Below are 17,366 nucleotides of genomic sequence, written 5' to 3' on the forward strand. Positions count from 1 at the left end.
CGCTGGGGAACGCCTTGCCACCGGCGCTGCCTTAACAGCGCGCGGACGCTATACCAACCCTCTACAAAATAGCCGACCCTGCATAACTGACAGTGGATTTTCAGGAATACTCCCGGAGCCGCGATGAATCATGTGGATCTGCTTGACCGAAAGAACGATCACCTGGAGATCGTGCTGGATCCGGCACGCGCGAAAAGCAGTGGGCGTACGGGCTTCGAACATTGGCACTTCGAGCATTGCGCCTTGCCTGAACTGGCTCTGGATGCCGTGGACCTGAGCACATCATTCCTGGGTAAGCCGCTGCGTGCCCCCGTGTTGATCAGCTCTATGACAGGCGGCGCCAGCCGTGCCCGGGAGATCAACCATCACCTGGCCGAAGCCGCGCAAACGCTGGGGCTTGCCATGGCGGTGGGCTCTCAGCGGGTAGCGCTGGAGACCGGGGCGGACCGAGGGCTTACCCGGGAATTGCGCCAGCGCGCCCCGGACATCCTGCTGCTGGCCAACCTGGGCGGCGCGCAACTGCGTACGCCCGCAGGGCTGGACCTGGCGCGCCGGGCCGTGGACATGATCGCCGCCGATGCCCTGATCATCCACCTCAACCCCCTCCAGGAGGCGGTTCAGCCCGGCGGCGACAGCGATTGGCGTGGTGTGGCCGATGCCATCGCGCAGGCCGTTGTCCGGCTTGAAGTGCCGGTGATCGTCAAGGAAGTAGGCAGCGGGCTCAGTGCGGCGGTGGCCGTACGCCTGGCCGAGGCGGGGGTCGCGGCGCTGGACATCGCTGGTATGGGCGGTACGCACTGGGCGGCAGTGGAGGCGGAACGCGCGACCACGGCCGCTGAAAAAGAGATCGCAGCCGCCTTCAGTCAGTGGGGTATACCCACCTCGGACGCCCTGCGCGCCGTACGCCAACGCCTGCCGCAAATACCCTTGATCGCCTCGGGCGGCATCCGTAACGGGATCGACATGGCCAAGGCAATCGCACTAGGTGCGGACCTGGCGGGCCAGGCGGCGGCGGTACTGCGCAGCGCCACCGACTCGCCAGAGGCCGTAGTTGCGCACTTCCAGGTTGCCTTGCGCCAACTGCAGATCGCGTGTTTCTGCACAGGCTCTGCCAACCTCGCACAGCTCAGGCAGGCGACGCTGGTACGGGAGGCGCCCGCTCCGTGACTCATTTCGGCGTGGTTGCGCCACCCTTGTTCAGCCATTTCCAAGCGTTGCAAGCCCTGGCCGGGCGGCTTATCGACCTTGGCCATCGGGTGACCTTCTTCCAACAACTGGAAGCAGGCGCCTTGCTGCGCGACAACCGCATCGCCTTCCATCCACTGGGGCTCGATAGCCATCCGCCCGGCAGCCTGGGCCTGGTGCTGCGCCATGCTGCTCGCCCCGCCGGGCTGGCCGTACGCCGGGTGATCCGCGACATGGCGGCCAGCACCGACATGCTCTGCGCCGAGCTTCCCGAAGCGCTCACAGCGTTGCGCGTGGATGCGTTGATCTGCGATCAGATGGAAGCCGCCGGCGGGCTGGTGGCTGAGGCGTTGGGGTTGCCGTTTGTATCGGTTGCCTGTGCCCTGCCGGTCAACCGCGAGCCTGGCATGCCCCTGCCGGTCATGCCGTTTCCATGGGAGGACGACCCGCGCATGCTCAAGGTGTATGGCACCTCTGCGCGCATCTATGACGCGCTGATGGCGCCCCACGGCCGAGTACTGGAAAAACGTGCCAAGGCCTTTGGGCTACCGCCTCGGCGTGGGCTGCACGAGTACTTGTCCAACCTGGCCCAGCTCAGCCAGACCCTGCCTGGCCTGGACTTTCCCCGTCGGGCCTTGCCGGCCTGCTTCCATCACGTTGGCCCGCTGCGCACCCCCTCTCGCCTGCTCGCCGACGATCAACCCTGGCCGGTGGAGCGCGAGCGCCCTTTCGTCTTCGCGTCCCTGGGTACCCTGCAAGGCCATCGGTACGGCTTGTTCCGGCGCATCGCAAAGGCCTGCAAGGCAGTCGACGTTCAATTGCTGATCGCCCATTGCGGTGGCCTCGATGCAGCCCAGAGTGAGCGACTGAAGCGGCTGGGCGCCACCTGGGTCACCGACTTTGCCAACCAACCCCAGGTACTGCGCCAGGCAAACGCCGTGATCAGCCATGCCGGCCTGAATACCGTCATGGACGCCGTGGTGGCGCGAACGCCTATTCTCGCCCTGCCCGTGGCGTTCGATCAGCCGGGGGTGGCCGCGCGTGTGCAGCATGCGGGCCTTGGGTTGCATGCCTGGCACCGTAGCCGCTGGCAAACGATCGCGCAGCGGCTGGACGTGTTGCTGAGCGAAGGCGAATTCAGCGGCCGGCTGGCTACCCTTGACCACGAGCTGCAACTGGCCGGCGGTGCGCAACGCGCGGCGGCGATCATCGAACAGGCGGTAACCCGGCGCCGCCCCGTGTATGCCGAGCCCGTACCATGAAGCGCACCTGGGATCTGATACTGGTGGGCGCGGGCCTGGCCAATGGGCTGATCGCCTGGCGCCTGCGAATGGCCCGCCCCGAGCTGTCGGTGCTGACCATCGAACAGGCGGCAACCCTGGGCGATGCCCACACCTGGTCATTCCATGAAAGCGACCTTTGTGCCGATCAGCTCCGCTGGGTCGGTCCGCTGGTAAGCCATCGCTGGCCGGGGTATCAGGTCCGCTTCCCCAATTTGCAGCGTACGTTTGCGAGTGCCTACTGCAGCATCAGTGGTGAACACTTTGCCCGCACGATTACCGCAGCCCTGGGCCGCAACCTGATGTTGGGCGCCACGGTGCAGCGGCTCACCCCGGACACCGTACAACTGGGCAGTGGCGAGACCCTGCATGCGGGTGCCGTTATCGATGGCAGGGGGCTGGAAGCTTCCGGCCACCTGCGCTTGGGGTACCAGCGTTTTCTGGGGCAGGAGGTACGGCTGGCAACCCCCCACGGGCTGGCGCTGCCCACCGTGATGGATGCCAGCGTGGCCCAGCATGACGGTTATCGCTTCGTGTACGTGCTACCGCTGGCCGAAGACCGGTTGCTGATCGAGGACACCTATTACACCGACGGAGGCCAGTTCGAGCCGATGCGTTTGCGTGAACGGGTGAGCGCGTATGCGCAAGCGCAGGGCTGGACGATCACCGAGGTTATACGCGAGGAGCAAGGCAGCCTGCCCATTGTTCTGGCCGGGCGCTTCGAAGCGTTCTATGCCCAAGGCAACGGCGTGGCGCGCAGCGGCCTGCGGGCGGGGCTGTTTCACCCGGTCACCGGTTATTCCCTGCCCGAAGCGGTGCGCCTGGCCGACCTGATCGCCGCCACGCCCTCCTTTGACAGCGACGCCCTTCAAGCCGTGCTCTACCGCTATCGGCGGGCACTGTGGCGGCGCCAGCGTTTCTTCCGGCTGCTTAACCGCATGTTGTTCCTGGCGGGAACGCCCCACAACCGCTGGCGCGTATTGGAACGCTTCCACCGCCTGGCGCCCGGGCTGATCCAACGCTTTTATGCAGGCACGCCCACGCTGGCCGACAAGGCACGCTTGCTCCTGGGCAAACCGCCCGTCCCCGTGGGGCCTGCGGTAAAGGCCATGCTCGATTACGCTCCACCTGTACAGGAAGAACCATGACAGACACCCCAGTGACGGTGGTGACAGGCGCAGGTTTCGGTGGCCTGGCGCTTGCGATCCGCCTTCAGGCCGCAGGCCGGCAAACCGTGCTGCTCGAGGCCCGGGACAAGCCGGGCGGCCGCGCCTACGTGTATGAAGACGAAGGCTTTGTATTCGATGCCGGGCCCACGGTGATCACCGACCCCACCGCAATTGAAGAGTTGTTTCAGGTGGCGGGCCGACGCATGGCCGACTACGTGGAGTTGCTGCCGGTCACGCCGTTTTATCGGCTGTGCTGGGAGGACGGCAGCCGCTTCGACTACGCCAATGATCAGGACGCCCTGGAGCGACAGATCCATGGGTTCAACCCGGCGGATGTCGAAGGCTACCGGCGTTTCCTCAAGTATTCCCGAGCGGTGTTCGAGGAGGGCTACCTCAAGTTGGGTAGTGTGCCTTTTCTGTCATTCCGCGACATGTTGCGGGCCGGCCCCAGCCTGGCTCGGCTGCAAGCCTGGCGCAGCGTTTACGGCATGGTGTCGAAATTCATCAAGGATGAGCGCCTGCGCCAGGCGTTTTCGTTCCATGCCCTGCTGGTGGGTGGCAACCCGTTCGCTGCCTCGTCCATCTACACCCTGATCCACGCGCTGGAGCGCGAGTGGGGCGTGTGGTTTCCTCGCGGCGGCACCGGCGCCCTTGTACAGGGGCTGGTGCGGCTGTACCAGGACCTCGGTGGCCGGTTGGAACTGAACGCGAAAGTAAGCGCCATCGACACCCACCACGGGCGGGTGAGTGGCGTTCGCCTGGCGGATGGCCGCTCCATTCCCGCCGTCGCCCTGGCCTCCAATGCGGACGTGGTGAATACCTACAAACAGCTGTTGGCCGCGCATCCCCGCGGCCAGCGCCACGGCAAGGCCCTGGCGGGCAAGCGGGCAAGCAACTCACTGTTCGTGCTGTATTTCGGCCTTGATCGGCTGCAGCCCGGGCTCGCGCACCATACCGTGTGTTTCGGCCAAAGGTACCAGGGCCTGATACAGGACATCTTTCATGGCAAGCACTTGGCGGACGACTTCTCGCTGTACTTGCATGCCCCTTGCGTAACAGACCCGTCCCTCGCCCCGCCGGGCTGCAGCGCCCACTACGTGCTCGCGCCGGTGCCCCACTTGGGCAATGCCCCCCTGGATTGGGCGCAGGAAGGCCCGCGGTTGAGAGAACGCATCTTCGATTACCTTGAAGAACGCTACATGCCGGGCCTGCGCAGCCAACTGGTCACCAGCCGCATGTTCACCCCCGAGGATTTCCGCGACCAGCTGGGCGCGCACCTGGGCTCGGCCTTCTCGCTCGAGCCCTTGTTACGGCAAAGCGCGTGGTTCCGCCCACACAATCGTGACGATGAAATCCCCAACCTTTACCTGGTAGGCGCCGGCACCCACCCCGGGGCTGGCGTTCCCGGTGTGATCGGCTCGGCCAAGGCCACCGCCCGGCTGATGCTCGAGGACCTGGCACCATGAACCAGCCGTTGCTCGATCATGCCAGCGAGACCATGCGCCAGGGTTCCAAGAGCTTTGCAGCCGCGTCCAGGCTGTTCGACCCGCACACACGCCGAAGCGCGCTGCTGCTGTATACCTGGTGCCGCCACTGTGACGACGTGATCGACGGTCAGGTGCTGGGGCACGATGGCCTGCCGCCGCCACCGGGTGAAGCCCTGGCGCGCCTGGAGCAACTGCGGGAAACCACCGCGGCGGCCTACCGTGGCGAGCCCGTGAGCGACCCGGCGTTCGCGGCGTTTCAAGCCGTAGCACGCGAGCACGGTATCGAAGCCCGCCACGCCTTCGCGCACCTGGATGGCTTCGCCATGGACGTGGAAGGCCGGCGCTACGAAACTTTGGAAGAGACGCTCGAATACTGCTACCACGTCGCCGGGGTGGTGGGGCTGATGATGGCGCAGGTGATGGGCGTGACCTCCCCAGCCGTTCTTCAGCGGGCCTGCGACCTTGGGCTTGCGTTTCAGTTGACCAATATCGCCCGCGACATCGTGGAGGACGCTGGCGTGGGGCGGTGCTACCTGCCACACGCCTGGCTGGAAGAACTGGGGATACCGGAGGCCGAGCTTGCCGCGCCGGCGTATCGCCCGGCCCTGGCCATCCTGGCGAATCGACTGGTCGAAGCTGCCGAACCTTACTATGCCTCCGCAGTGGCCGGCATCGGTGCGCTACCGCCGCGCTGCGCCTGGGCAGTGGCCACGGCGTTGGAAGTGTACCGGGCCATCGGCCTGAAGGTACGCGCCGCGGGCCCGGCTGCCTGGGACAAGCGCCAGGGGACGAGCAAGAGCGAGAAACTGATGTTGCTGGGCAAGGCACTGTACACCGCAGGCCGCGCGCGCTTCACCCACCACCCGGCCCGGCCACAGGGGCTATGGGCGGCCCCAGCCTAGTGATGTTCTGTGATATCCCCGCCTGGCGCGCGTGGGATCTGCCGCCGGTGGGAAGCGGCGGGGCCGGCCATCCGGCGATAGCCCTCCCATTCCCGGGCTCCGCCTTCGGCTTCCCCCGGTCCCACCGGGTTCATCCTGATGCCTCAAGGAGCTTGCTCACCTGTGGGAAGCGGGCGAAGCTCGCGAATCGGCCTGGAGATCGGAAGGCCGGAGTTTGCGTAACCGCTGCTTCAGCTTGGCAACAGGCGGGGCATACAGAAAGCCGAACGACACGCACCCTTCCTTGCCGCCTACCGCATGGTGCAGCCGGTGTGCTTGGTACAGGCGCTTGAGGTAACCGCGCCGAGGCAGGTAGTTCATGGGCCAGCGGCGATGCACCAGCCCGTCGTGGGCGATGAAGTACAGGGCGCCGTAGGCGGTCATGCCGGCACCGATCCACTGCAGCGGATAAGCACCGCTCGTTCCGTAGGCGATCAAACCGATGGCGATCCCGGCGAACACCACTGCATACAGGTCGTTGCGCTCGAACCAGCCAGTGCGCGGCTGGTGGTGGGATTGATGCCAGCCCCACCCCCACCCATGCATGATGTATTTATGAGCAAGGATGGACACCCCTTCCATTGCCACCACGGTCATCAACACTATCAGCGCTTCAAGCATTCGCGAGCTCCTCGACAGCCGTTGGGCAACCCTTGGGCCCTGGGGTTCCCCCGGCTGGCCGGAACGTCAAAGCCAGCCTTGCTGCAGCGACTCGATCGCCATGGGCCGGGCGAAGTGGTACCCCTGCGCCTGGCCGGTGCCCATTTCGCGAAGCAGGTTCAGGGAGGCGGCATCCTCCACGCCTTCCGCCACGACGGACAGCCCCAGCGATTCGGCCATGCGCACGATCGCCCGCACGATCGCCCGGCTGCGGCTGCTGGAGGTGAGTTCAAGGATGAACGACTTGTCGATCTTCAGGCCCGTGAAGCGGAACTGATGCACATAGCTGAGCGAGGAGAACCCCGCGCCGAAATCATCCAGCACCACCGACATGCCTTGGTCCGCCAGCTTTTGCATGCTCTGGCGCGCCAGCTCTGGTTCGGCCACCAGAGCGCCTTCAGTGAGCTCCAGGCATACCCGTCCAGGGCTCACGCCGTAGTACCCCAGCAGTTCGAGCACTTCATCGGCAAATTCCGGGCGGGTGATGCTGTAGCTGGAGCAGTTCACGTGAACCGGCGGCCAGTGACCGTTTTCCGGCCGCGCTAGGATGGTTGCCACGCAGCGCAACATGTACAGGTCCAGCCGGCCGATCAGCCTCAGGCCCTCCAGTGCCGGGAGAAACGCCCCGGGCGCCAGCACCTGGCCGTCGGGCTGGCGCCAGCGGATCAAGGCCTCCAGCGCCACCAGCCTGCCGCTGGCCACATCGACGATAGGCTGGAAATACGGCACCAGCTCCTCATTGCCCTTGAGCGCATTGCGTAGCGCACCTTCGCGCTCTACCTGGTCGGAAAATTCGCGTCGCAGCTCCTGGTTGAACACCGCGTAGCTGTCCCGCCCGCCGTTTTTCACCCGATACATCGCGGTATCGGCGTCCCGCAGCAGGTCGGCAGGTTCCTGGTGGAACTGCTCATCGGCGCTCACGATGCCAATGCTGCACGAAGAAAACACCGCCTGGCCGTCGATATGGAACGGCAAGTCGAAGGCGGCAAGGATGCGCTCGGCGATACCGACCGCCACATCCACCGGCGCCTCGGGCGCGAGCACCGCAAACTCGTCACCGCCCAGCCGGGCCAGCAGGTCAGTGTCACGCAGGCAGCTGCGCAAGCGCGCCGCGGCTTCCATCAGCAACAGGTCGCCAAAATGATGACCCCGGCTGTCGTTGATCAGCTTGAAACGGTCAAGGTCCAGGAACATCACTACCAATTGCCGGCCTTGCCCACGGAAGTCCTGCCACGCCTGGCCCAAACGGTCCTGGAGGTGGCTGCGGTTCGGCAGGCCGGTCAATGCGTCATGGGCGTTCTCGTGCTGCAACTTGGCGTTGGCCAGGTCCAGTTCGCGGGTGCGATCCTGCACCCGGGCTTCGAGCTTGAGGTTGGCGGCGTGCACGGCTTCGGCGGCGCTGCGCCGGGCGAGCGCGGTGTCGATATGCCGAGACACGAACGTGAGCAGCTCCTGGTCGCGCAAGGTGTAGCGGATCTGCGGGATGTAGCTTTGCACCACCAGCACGCCACGCACCTGCTCGTCATCGAACAGCGGAATGCCCAGCCAGGATTGGGAGCGCACCGGGTCATTGTTGTTCTGAATCTCGCCGGCTTCCATCAGCCGGCTGGCGTCATCGAAGTCGATGAGGCACGGGCGCCGCTGGCGGATCACGTACTCGGTCAACCCCCGACGGCCACGCCGAGGCTGCGGGCGAACGGACAGCACTTCGTCAATGTAGTACGGGAAGGTCACTTCATCCTGAGCGATGTCGTACAACGCAATGTAAAAGTTTCGGGCGTACAGCAGCTCACCCACAATGGCGTGCAGGCGTGAGAACAGCTCGGCCATGTCGCCTTGTTGGCTCGACAGTTCGGCGATCTGGAACAAGGCGCTTTGCAGGTGTTCGGCACGCTCGCGCTCCGTCACTTGCTGGCGCAAGGCATCGTTGAGCTGCGACAGCTCTCGCGTACGCTCGGCCACCGTGCGCTCCAGGTGAGCGCGGTGGAGGATGCGGTCAAGGGCCATGGCCACGTGGCGCGCCACCACCAAAAACAGCGCACGGTCCTCCTGGCTGTACACCCGCTCCACGTCATACACCTGCATGGCGATCATGCCGAAGACCTGGTCCGACGCGTTCTTGAGCGGCGCGCCCATCCAGAACTCCGGCTTGTGGCCCACGCAATGGAAGCGATTCTGCGCGCTGGCAAGGGCGATGCCGGCGGCGTCGATGAGCATTGGCTGGCCCGATGTCAATACATTGCCGGTCAGGGACAGCCGCTCGGGATCGAGGTATTCGTTGGCGTCGGCCTCCACGGCTTCCGTGTCAGTGGTGTCCACGTAGTAGGGATAGGTGACTTGCCCCGAGCGCTGGTCGTACAGCGCCAGGTAGAAGTTCTCCGCGTCGATCAGGTCTGCCAGCTGGCGGTGCACGCCCACCATGAAGCTGGCCCGGTCATGCGTGGAACTGGCCAGGTTGGTAATGCCATACAACACGCGCTGGGTATGCTGAGCGCGTATCAGCGCATCACTTTGCAGGCGCAGGCCCAGGCGCATGGCCAGGTCGATGAATTGCGGGTTGTCGCGGTCACTTTCGCTTACCAGCAGCCAGCCCAGAACGCTCTCGCCACGGCCGGTGGCCCAGCGATGCAGGCGTTCACGCTGGCAGTAGCCGTCAAGCTGAGCCTCGTCCAGCGCACCAGGCCAGCTTGCGGGCGCGTCGCCACGCCCAGCGAGCAGCAACTGCTCCCCAGCCCGATAGAATGCCCATGCCCTGTCCCGGGCTTGCTCCCTTGCCTCATCCAGCAAACGGGTGAGGCTTGGCAACGTCGAATCCTGCGAACTCATGCATGCTCCAAGCTGTACCCACGGGGTCCATCATCCTGTCACGCGTGCCGCTATGGCCAGGGGCCATCACTTTTTTCAGTGCTGATACTACATGCATAAAACGTGCGCCCGCTAGCGGGACCGCACGTTCAAGGCCTTACAAGCGACAAGTGCGCTTATTGAAGCGCTTCCCGCTCGCGCTGTTCATGGGACTTGATCACCCGCGCCCGGCTGTTGGCAAGGTGAACGCGCATGGCCGCGCGGGCGGCGTCGTAGTCGCACCGGGCAATCGCGTTGTAGATGTGTTCATGCTCGCCCACCAGCCGGCTATGCGCCTGTTGCCGATCCAGCCGAGCGATCGCCACGGTATTGAGCCGCGCCCTGGGGAACATGCTGGTGCCGAAGTGCGTGACGATTTCCACAAAATAGCGATTATTGGTGGCGTTGGCGATCTGCAGATGGAACTGGAAGTCCGACACCAGCGAGCTGCCGGTATCACTGGCACGTTCAAAACGCTCCAGCGCCTCGCCCAAGGCTGCCAGTTGCGCGTCGGTACGCCGCAGGGCGGCAATACCGGCGGCTTCCACTTCGAAACTCATGCGCACATCCAGGATGGCCACCACGTCCTGCAGGGTCACAATGGTGGAAGGGTCCAGCCTGGGGCTGGCGCTGCCTGACGCATTGAGCACGAAGGTACCGATGCCACGCCGCGTTTCGACCAGCCCTGCCACTTGCAGCCGGGACAGTGCCTCGCGGACCACCGAGCGGCTCACGCCTCCGGTCTCCATCAATTCCACTTCACTGGGGAGCTTGTCCCCCGGTTTGAGCGCGCCCTCGCCAATACGCCGGGAAAAGTCATCGACCAGTGCCTGGGCAAGGTTGCGCGGGCGGCGGGGCAAGCCGGGGGAAACAGGAAGGTCGGTCGCCAAGGCGTTCTGCTTATATGAAAACAAGATGGCCACATCATATAGGAACGTATGGGCCTGTTGCCAAAGTTGGACAACAGGCCCTTCCCGCCCTCTCATCAGTCCTTCTTGTGGCCTGGGAGTACCGCGCCAAGCACTTGGCGTGCCGTCTGCACCAGGATGCCGGCTTCGTCAGGGTCACCCTTGAGCAACGCCGAGGCAAACTTCTTCGCCTGCTCGAGTTTGATATGGGGCGGCAACGGCGGTACGTTGGGGTCGGTCTTGAATTCGATTACCACCGGCCGGTCACTGGCCAGCGCTTCTTCCCAGGCACCGGCCACCTGTTCGTCACTGTTGACGAAAATACCCTTCAGGCCAATGGATTCGGCAAATCGGTAATACGGCACGTCCGGAATGTTCTGGGAGGCCTCGAACTTGGGGTCGCCTTCCATCACGCGCTGTTCCCAGGTGACCTGGTTCAGGTCCTCGTTATTGAAGACCGCGCAGATCCACCGGCCGTTGGCCCATTGGCGCCAGTACTTGGCCACGGTGATCAATTCGGCCATGTTGTTCATCTGCATGGCGCCATCGCCCACCAGGGCAATCACCGGCTTTTCGGGCCAGGCGAACTTGGCGGCAATGGCGTAAGGCACCGCGGCACCCATGGATGCCAGGCCGCCGGACAGCGAGCACTGCATACCCCGGCGGATCTTCAGATCACGGGCGAACCAGTTGGCGCAGGACCCGGAATCACTGGTGATGATGGCCTCGTCGGGCAGGCGCGGCGACAACTCGTACACCACGCGCTGCGGGTTGATCGGGTTGGCATGCACCAGCGCACGCTTGGTGAGGGTGTCCTCCCAATCGGCGCGCCAGCCTTCGACGCGCTTGCGCCACGCGCTGCGGTCCTTGTCCAGCAGCAAGGGGATCAGCGCTGTGAGCGTTTGCGCCGCATCCCCGGTGAGGTTCACCTCCATGGGGTAGCGCAGGCTGAGCATGTCGGGGGCGAGGTCGATCTGCACCCCACGGGCGTGGCCTTCCTTGGGCAGGAACTCGGAATAAGGGAAGCCTGAGCCGATCATCAACAAGGTGTCGCATTCCATCATCAGCTTGTAGCTCGGTTCGGTCCCTAGCAGGCCGATGGAGCCGGTAACCCAAGGGAGGTCATCCGGGAGCACTGCCTTACCCAGCAGGGCCTTGGCCACGCCCGCGCCAAGCAGTTCGGCGACCTGGGTCACCTCATGGGCCGCGCCCAAGGCACCGGCCCCTACCAGGATGGCCACGCGTTCGCCGCTGTTCAGCACATCCGCGGCGCGTTGCAGGTCGTGCTCGTACGGCACCACCCTCGGTTGGCTGTAGCCCACCCCGGAGTGCACCGTGCCATGGGCCCGCGCGGGCTCGCTATAGGGTTCTTCCTGGAGGTCGTTGGGCAGCACCAGGGCAGTCACCCGGCGCTCTCCCACGGCAGTGCGGATGGCGCGATCCACAAGGTGGCGCACCTGCGAGGGGGCACTGGCCTGTTGAACGAACGCCCCTGCCACGTCCTTGAACATGGATACCAGGTCCAGCTCCTGCTGGTAATGCCCCCCCAGCGCGGTACGTGCCTGCTGGCCGACGATGGCTAGCACGGGCATATGGTCCAGCCGTGCGTCGTACAGGCCGGTGATCAAATGGCTGGCGCCGGGCCCGGAGGTTGCGATGCACACGCCCAGTTCGCCAGTGAACTTGGCGTGCGCACTGGCCATGAATGCGGCCATTTCCTCATGCCGGGCTTGAACGAACTCGATTTTGCCGTTGGCCCGCGCCAGCGCGCCGAAGACACCGTTGATACCGTCACCGGGGTAGCCGAATATCCGCCTTACCCCCCACTGGTACAGCCGTTCCACGAGAAAATCACCGACGGTCATGCTGGCCATGAAAACCTCTCTTTCACCCGGTACGTTTGGGTTCTAGACCGTTGCGGCGTGCGCGGTGGTTCCATTTTTTTCCGAAAGCCTTCGGCATTGGCTAGAATCGCCGCCCTTTTCATTGCCCGAGCCCCGCCCATGGAAGCCAACGCCCTCCTCCAATTGCGCCAGTGCCTGCAGGCCGCCCTCGCTGCGCGGCCGGTCGAGGCCCAGCGATTGCTGCATGGGCGCGGGCGCCGCTTTCCGGGGTTGGAACAGGTGACTGTGGACTGGCTCGAAGGTGTGCTGCAGGTCACGCTGTTCAAGGCGCTGGAGGGTAACGGCCGCGATTGCCTGCTGGCCCTGCTGGAGGAAATAGCGGCGTCTGCCGAATGGTTGGCGGCAGGGCTGGACGGGCTGTTATTGCAGGAGCGTTACCTGGACGGCAGCCCATCCACATGGGTTGCCGGCGGCGCCACTGGCCCCCGGCTGATTCATGAAGACGGGCTGGCTTACTGGATCGACCCCGGGAAGGCGCAGAACAGCGGTTTCTTCCTGGACATGCGCGAGGGCCATCGCTGGGTACGCAGCCACGCGGCCGGCAAGCGTGTACTCAACCTGTTTGCCTATACCTGCGCATTTTCCGTGGCAGCCATCGCGGGCGGCGCAAACAGTGTGGTGAACCTGGACATGTCCAGCCCGGCGCTCGCACGCGGCCGGGACAACCACCGGGCCAACGGCCATGCCTTGGACGCCGTCAGTTTCCTGCCCCACGACCTGTTCAAATCCTGGGGGAAGGTGGCACGGCAAGGCCCCTACGACCTGATCATCATGGACCCACCTTCTTTCCAGCGCGGGAGTTTCATCCTCACCCGCGACTACCCCAAAGTCATGCGCAAGCTCGAGGGGCTGTTGACGCCCAACGGGGAGGTACTGGCGTGCCTGAACGACCCGGCGCTGCCTGCCTCGTTCTTGCTCGATGCCATGGCCACAGAAGCACCGGCGCTGGAATTCGTCGAGCGCCTGGTAAACCCCGAAGCGTTCGCCGACATCGACCCGCAGGCCGGGCTCAAGGTGCTGGTGTTCCGCCGGCGCGATTGTTGATCAAAGTGCAAAGCACGCTATTCATTTTCTGCAGGGGCGGCCGATACAGCTGGCACAAGCGACACGCTTATCCATTTCCCAGTTATCAGGCCTGCCAGCCCCCTTATGAGCTTTCCACCGATCAACCGGCTATTGCCCCAGCGCTGCATCCAGCGGGGTATCTTCCTGCTTCCGCTGGGGATACTGCTGGTTGCGGTGGTGCTGGCCTGGTGCATAGGGCACCTTGACGTACGCCACGCCAAGCGCGAGATGCGCGCCGACGTGCGGCTACGGCTGGGTGCGGTCAGTGCCCAGGCCCAAAGCCAGGTGCGCTCGGCGTTCAGCGAAACCGAGGGGCTGGCGCAGCTGATTGGCATTGACGGTGACATCAGCCCTCAACGCTTCGCCGGCATGGTGCGGCAGGTGACCGGCGTGCTGCCTTACCTTAGCCATATCGCCCTCGCCCCGCAGGATGTGGTACGCGATGTTTACCCGCGGGAGGGCAACGAAGACGTGATCGGCCTGGATTTCCGTACCGTGGCCGATCAGTTCAAACTGCTGGAGCAATCTCGCCAGGCACGCCAGAGCGTGCTCGCCGGGCCGCTGGAGCTTCACCAGGGCGGGCAGGCGCTGGTGTATCGTCGCCCGGTATTCACCACCGGCCATCTGGGCAAAATCCAGTACTGGGGCACACTGTCGGTGGTGGCGCGGGTGGACGGCTTGCTCGAAGCCGCTGGCATCACAACCCAGGCAGAGTTGGACATTGCCTTGCGGGGCCAGGACGGCCTGGGCAAGGACGGCGCCATGATCTGGGGTGACCCTGCGCTGTTCCAAGGCCACAACGTATTTGCCGACATCGAAGTACCCGGTGGCCAGTGGCGGATCGCTGCCAGGCCCCGGGGCGGATGGCCATCGGTGGGCCTGCTGGATTCACGCCTGTTCACTCTTTGCCTGGGCGCCGGCCTATTGCTGTCGTTGTTCTGCGCCCAGCTTGCGCGTGGCCACTTGTTGTTGAGCCGCCGCAACCATGACCTCAAGCGGGAAGTCAGCGAGCGTCAGCAGGCCGAAGCCGAGCTGGCCCGCATCGCTCACTTCGACAACGTGACCCACCTGCCCAACCGCGTGCTGTTCAGGCAGCGGCTCGATCACGCCGTGGATGCCGGGGCCGAGAACGGCGGCTTTGCGGTGCTGCTGCTGGACATCGACGGGTTCAAGGTGATCAACGATACCTTGGGCCATGCCCTGGGCGACCTGCTGTTGTATCAGGCCACTCAGCGCCTGGCTCAGCACATCCGGCCCAACGACACCCTCGCCCGGTTGGGCGGTGACGAGTTCGGCTTCATTCTCCAACACCTGGGGGATCCGGCCCAGGCCGCGCCCATCGTGCAGCGGCTGGTCAACGCGATGCAGCAACCGTTCGATCTGGACAGCAATGCCGCACTCGTCTCGGCCAGCGTGGGTGTGGCGCTGTATCCGCTGGATGGTCTCAGCGCAGCTGACTTGCTGCGCCATGCCGACACGGCGATGTACAGCGCCAAGGAAGCCGGCCGCAACGACTATCACTTCTACCAGCCAGCGATGACGTCGGTGATCCACGAGCGCGTGGTGCTGGAACATGCCCTGCGGCGGGCCTTGACCCACGAAGAATTCGAGGTGTGGTACCAGCCCAAGGTGTGCTTGCGCACCGGTGCCATTGCCGGCGCCGAGGCATTGCTGCGCTGGCGCGACCCGGTGCAGGGCATGGTCTTCCCGGATGTGTTCATACCCGTGGCCGAGCGCACCGGGCTGATCATTCCCATTGGCGTGTGGGTGCTCGGCGAAGTGTGCCGCCAGCAGCGGGCCTGGCGCGAGCAGGGCGTTTTCGAGGGCCAGGTCGCGATCAACGTGGCGGCTCCGCAGATTGACCGCAGCGATTTCGTGGCCAGCGTTCGCGCAGCCCTGGAGCACAACCGGCTACCGGCCGCCGCGCTGGAAGTGGAGGTCACCGAAAGCCTGCTGATGGAAAGCCAGGAACGGGCGTGCGAGGTACTGGCCCAGCTGCAAGCGCTGGGCGTGCGCACCGCCATCGACGATTTCGGCACGGGGCATTCGTCACTCGCCTACCTCAAGCTGTTACCGGTAAACCATCTGAAAATCGACCGTGCATTCATTCGCGACCTGCCAAGCGATCGTACCTACGCAGCGATTACCGAAGCGATCATTGCGCTGGGCGATGCCTTGCAGTTCAGCGTAACGGCGGAAGGTGTGGAAACCGCCGAACAGATGGAATTTTTGCGCCAGGCGGGCTGCGCCTATGGGCAAGGCTATTACTTCGGCCGCCCCATGCCCGCAGAAGCCTTCGCGGCCTGGGTGGCCCAGCGGCTGCAAAGCGCCGCGCTTACCCGCTGACAGGCGCTGTGGGACCAGGCGCCAGCCTGGGTTTCACCCGGCTGCCACACCCCACTGCAAAAAAGTATCAGTGTGCGTGCTTGCCCGGCGTTGTTTCCTGAACGAGGCGGGAGTGTAATCGTTGCCAGGCATACGCCCCCGCTTCCTTGCGGACAAAAAAAACAATAACCGGCCCCGGCATGCCTGGGGCCAGAGGAGAGCACGATGCGCACTTCGGTTCACGCTTCGGTATCTGGCATGGCACCCGCCTTGATCGCTACCTGCTGCCTTGCCCTGATCGGGCCAGCCATGGCGGCAGACACGCTGACCATCGCTACGGTCAACAACAGCGACATGATCCGCATGCAGCGGCTGTCCAAAAGCTTTGAAGAGCAGCACCCCGAGATCAAGCTGAACTGGGTGGTGCTGGAAGAAAATGTGTTGCGGCAGCGCCTCACTACCGACATCGCTACTCAGGGCGGGCAGTTCGATGTGCTGACCATTGGCATGTACGAAGCCTCACTCTGGGGCGCGAAGAACTGGCTGGCGCCCATGAAAGACCTACCCGCCGCCTACAAGCTCGACGATGTATTCCCTTCGGTGCGCGAAGGGCTTTCCGTCAACGGAACCCTCTACGCCCTGCCGTTCTACGCTGAAAGCTCCATCACCTATTACCGTACCGACCTGTTCAAGGCCGCTGGCCTGACTATGCCCGAGAAGCCAACCTGGGACCAGATCGGCGAGTTTGCCAGCAAGCTCACCGACAAGAGCAAGGACCAGTACGGCCTGTGCCTTCGCGGCAAGCCAGGCTGGGGTGAAAACATGGCGCTGATCACTACCCTGGCCAACGGCTACGGCGGTACCTGGTTCAACAGCCAGTGGGCGCCCCAGTTCACCAGTACCGCCTGGAAAGACGCGCTCAACTTCTACGTCACCAACATGAAGAAGTCCGGCCCTCCCGGCGCCTCGAGCAACGGCTTCAACGAAAACCTGGCGCTGTTCAACAGTGGCAAGTGCGCCATCTGGGTCGACGCAAGCGTGGCCGGCTCCTTCGTGACCGACAAATCCCAGAGCAAGGTGGCAGACAGCGTGGGCTTCACCTTCGCGCCGCACCAGACCACCGAGAAAGGCACGTCGTGGTTGTATTCCTGGGCGCTGGCCATCCCTGCCAGTTCGAAGAAACAGGAAGCCGCCCGCACCTTCGCCACCTGGGCCACGTCCGAGGACTACGCCAAGCTGGTGGCCGAGAAAGACGGCATTGCCAACGTCCCGCCGGGCACGCGGGCTTCCACCTACAGCGATGCCTACATGCAAGCGGCGCCGTTCGCCAAGGTAACGCTTGAGTCGCTGAAGATGGCCGACCCGGCCAGCTCAAGCGACAAGCCCTACGTGGGCATCCAACTGGTGACTATTCCTGAGTTCCAGGCCACCGGCACCGCGGTGGGCAAGATCTTCTCAGGCGCCCTCACCGGCCAGACCAGCGTGGATCAGGCGTTGGCCGCCGCCCAGGCCAGCACCGAGCGCGACATGAAACGCGCCGGCTATCCGAAGTAACCATTACCTTCCCACGGGGGCCCTGCCACAGGGCGTCTGGCCCC

At 64.5% G+C, this 17,366-nt stretch carries 12 protein-coding genes; 8 read left to right on the forward strand and 4 right to left on the reverse strand.

Annotation, left to right across the window (positions count from 1 at the left end; genetic code table 11):
- The first annotated feature begins 123 nt into the window (after positions 1-123).
- Genes fni through AC3Z8Y_RS12370 form a run of 5 tightly spaced genes read left to right on the forward strand, consistent with a single transcriptional unit; the run spans position 124 to position 6,023 of the window.
- Positions 124-1,167 carry a type 2 isopentenyl-diphosphate Delta-isomerase gene (gene fni / locus AC3Z8Y_RS12350; RefSeq protein WP_490086014.1) on the forward strand — a complete coding sequence of 348 codons (1,044 nt, stop codon included), beginning with the start codon at positions 124-126 and terminating at the stop codon, positions 1,165-1,167.
- Positions 1,164-2,447 carry a glycosyltransferase gene (locus AC3Z8Y_RS12355; protein ID WP_490086015.1) on the forward strand — a complete coding sequence of 428 codons (1,284 nt, stop codon included), beginning with the start codon at positions 1,164-1,166 and terminating at the stop codon, positions 2,445-2,447. The genes fni and AC3Z8Y_RS12355 overlap by 4 nt, the downstream gene beginning before the upstream one ends.
- Entirely contained in the window at positions 2,444-3,613 is a 1,170-nt protein-coding gene (crtY, locus tag AC3Z8Y_RS12360) for a lycopene beta-cyclase CrtY (protein WP_490086016.1), read from the forward strand. Before AC3Z8Y_RS12355 ends, crtY begins: the two co-directional genes overlap by 4 nt.
- The gene (locus AC3Z8Y_RS12365) at positions 3,610-5,100 is read left to right on the forward strand and encodes a phytoene desaturase (protein WP_490086017.1); all 1,491 of its coding nucleotides are present in this window, start codon (positions 3,610-3,612) and stop codon (positions 5,098-5,100) included. The genes crtY and AC3Z8Y_RS12365 overlap by 4 nt, the downstream gene beginning before the upstream one ends.
- Positions 5,097-6,023, forward strand: coding sequence for a phytoene/squalene synthase family protein (locus tag AC3Z8Y_RS12370; RefSeq protein ID WP_490086018.1), 927 nt, complete (start codon positions 5,097-5,099; stop codon positions 6,021-6,023). Before AC3Z8Y_RS12365 ends, AC3Z8Y_RS12370 begins: the two co-directional genes overlap by 4 nt.
- Positions 6,024-6,179: 156 nt before the next feature.
- On the opposite strand, the gene AC3Z8Y_RS12375 is transcribed toward AC3Z8Y_RS12370, so the two are convergent.
- The 4 genes from AC3Z8Y_RS12375 to AC3Z8Y_RS12390 all read right to left on the reverse strand — a co-directional run bounded on the left by AC3Z8Y_RS12375 (position 6,180) and on the right by AC3Z8Y_RS12390 (position 12,348).
- Positions 6,180-6,683, reverse strand: a complete 504-nt coding sequence (locus AC3Z8Y_RS12375; protein ID WP_490086019.1) for a sterol desaturase family protein — start codon at positions 6,681-6,683, stop codon at positions 6,180-6,182.
- Positions 6,684-6,749: 66 nt separating this feature from the next.
- Positions 6,750-9,548 (reverse strand): sensor domain-containing phosphodiesterase, encoded by a 2,799-nt coding sequence (locus AC3Z8Y_RS12380; protein WP_490086020.1) that lies wholly within the window; start codon positions 9,546-9,548, stop codon positions 6,750-6,752.
- Between the two features lie 155 nt (positions 9,549-9,703).
- Positions 9,704-10,480, reverse strand: a complete 777-nt coding sequence (locus tag AC3Z8Y_RS12385; protein ID WP_490086021.1) for a FadR/GntR family transcriptional regulator — start codon at positions 10,478-10,480, stop codon at positions 9,704-9,706.
- 71 nt (positions 10,481-10,551) lie between these two features.
- Positions 10,552-12,348: a thiamine pyrophosphate-requiring protein gene (locus AC3Z8Y_RS12390; RefSeq protein ID WP_490086022.1), complete on the reverse strand. Its 1,797-nt coding sequence runs from the start codon at positions 12,346-12,348 to the stop codon at positions 10,552-10,554.
- A gap of 129 nt (positions 12,349-12,477) precedes the next feature.
- Here AC3Z8Y_RS12390 and AC3Z8Y_RS12395 point away from each other — a divergent pair, with 129 nt between their 5' ends.
- The 3 genes from AC3Z8Y_RS12395 to AC3Z8Y_RS12405 all read left to right on the forward strand — a co-directional run bounded on the left by AC3Z8Y_RS12395 (position 12,478) and on the right by AC3Z8Y_RS12405 (position 17,322).
- A complete protein-coding gene (locus AC3Z8Y_RS12395; RefSeq protein WP_490086023.1) occupies positions 12,478-13,422 on the forward strand; it encodes a class I SAM-dependent methyltransferase in 945 nt (314 codons plus the stop codon).
- A gap of 105 nt (positions 13,423-13,527) precedes the next feature.
- Positions 13,528-15,789, forward strand: coding sequence for a putative bifunctional diguanylate cyclase/phosphodiesterase (locus AC3Z8Y_RS12400; protein WP_490086024.1), 2,262 nt, complete (start codon positions 13,528-13,530; stop codon positions 15,787-15,789).
- A 237-nt stretch (positions 15,790-16,026) separates the two neighbouring features.
- On the forward strand, positions 16,027-17,322 hold the full coding sequence (locus tag AC3Z8Y_RS12405; protein ID WP_490089993.1) for an ABC transporter substrate-binding protein: 1,296 nt from the start codon (positions 16,027-16,029) through the stop codon (positions 17,320-17,322).
- The last annotated feature ends 44 nt before the right edge of the window (positions 17,323-17,366 follow it).

The organism is Pseudomonas sp. 3MAES_34.3B (assembly GCF_058145875.1).

Bases quoted from the DNA above. Each gene is read 5' to 3' on its own strand.
- AC3Z8Y_RS12365 (WP_490086017.1), top strand. From the start codon at position 3,610: ATGACAGACACCCCAGTGACGGTGGTGACAGGCGCAGGTTTCGGTGGC.
- AC3Z8Y_RS12405 (WP_490089993.1), top strand. From the start codon at position 16,027: ATGGCACCCGCCTTGATCGCTACCTGCTGCCTTGCCCTGATCGGGCCA.
- fni (WP_490086014.1), top strand. From the start codon at position 124: ATGAATCATGTGGATCTGCTTGACCGAAAGAACGATCACCTGGAGATC.
- AC3Z8Y_RS12395 (WP_490086023.1), top strand. From the start codon at position 12,478: ATGGAAGCCAACGCCCTCCTCCAATTGCGCCAGTGCCTGCAGGCCGCC.
- AC3Z8Y_RS12370 (WP_490086018.1), top strand. From the start codon at position 5,097: ATGAACCAGCCGTTGCTCGATCATGCCAGCGAGACCATGCGCCAGGGT.
- AC3Z8Y_RS12400 (WP_490086024.1), top strand. From the start codon at position 13,528: ATGAGCTTTCCACCGATCAACCGGCTATTGCCCCAGCGCTGCATCCAG.
- crtY (WP_490086016.1), top strand. From the start codon at position 2,444: ATGAAGCGCACCTGGGATCTGATACTGGTGGGCGCGGGCCTGGCCAAT.
- AC3Z8Y_RS12375 (WP_490086019.1), bottom strand. From the start codon at position 6,683: ATGCTTGAAGCGCTGATAGTGTTGATGACCGTGGTGGCAATGGAAGGG.
- AC3Z8Y_RS12380 (WP_490086020.1), bottom strand. From the start codon at position 9,548: ATGAGTTCGCAGGATTCGACGTTGCCAAGCCTCACCCGTTTGCTGGAT.
- AC3Z8Y_RS12390 (WP_490086022.1), bottom strand. From the start codon at position 12,348: ATGGCCAGCATGACCGTCGGTGATTTTCTCGTGGAACGGCTGTACCAG.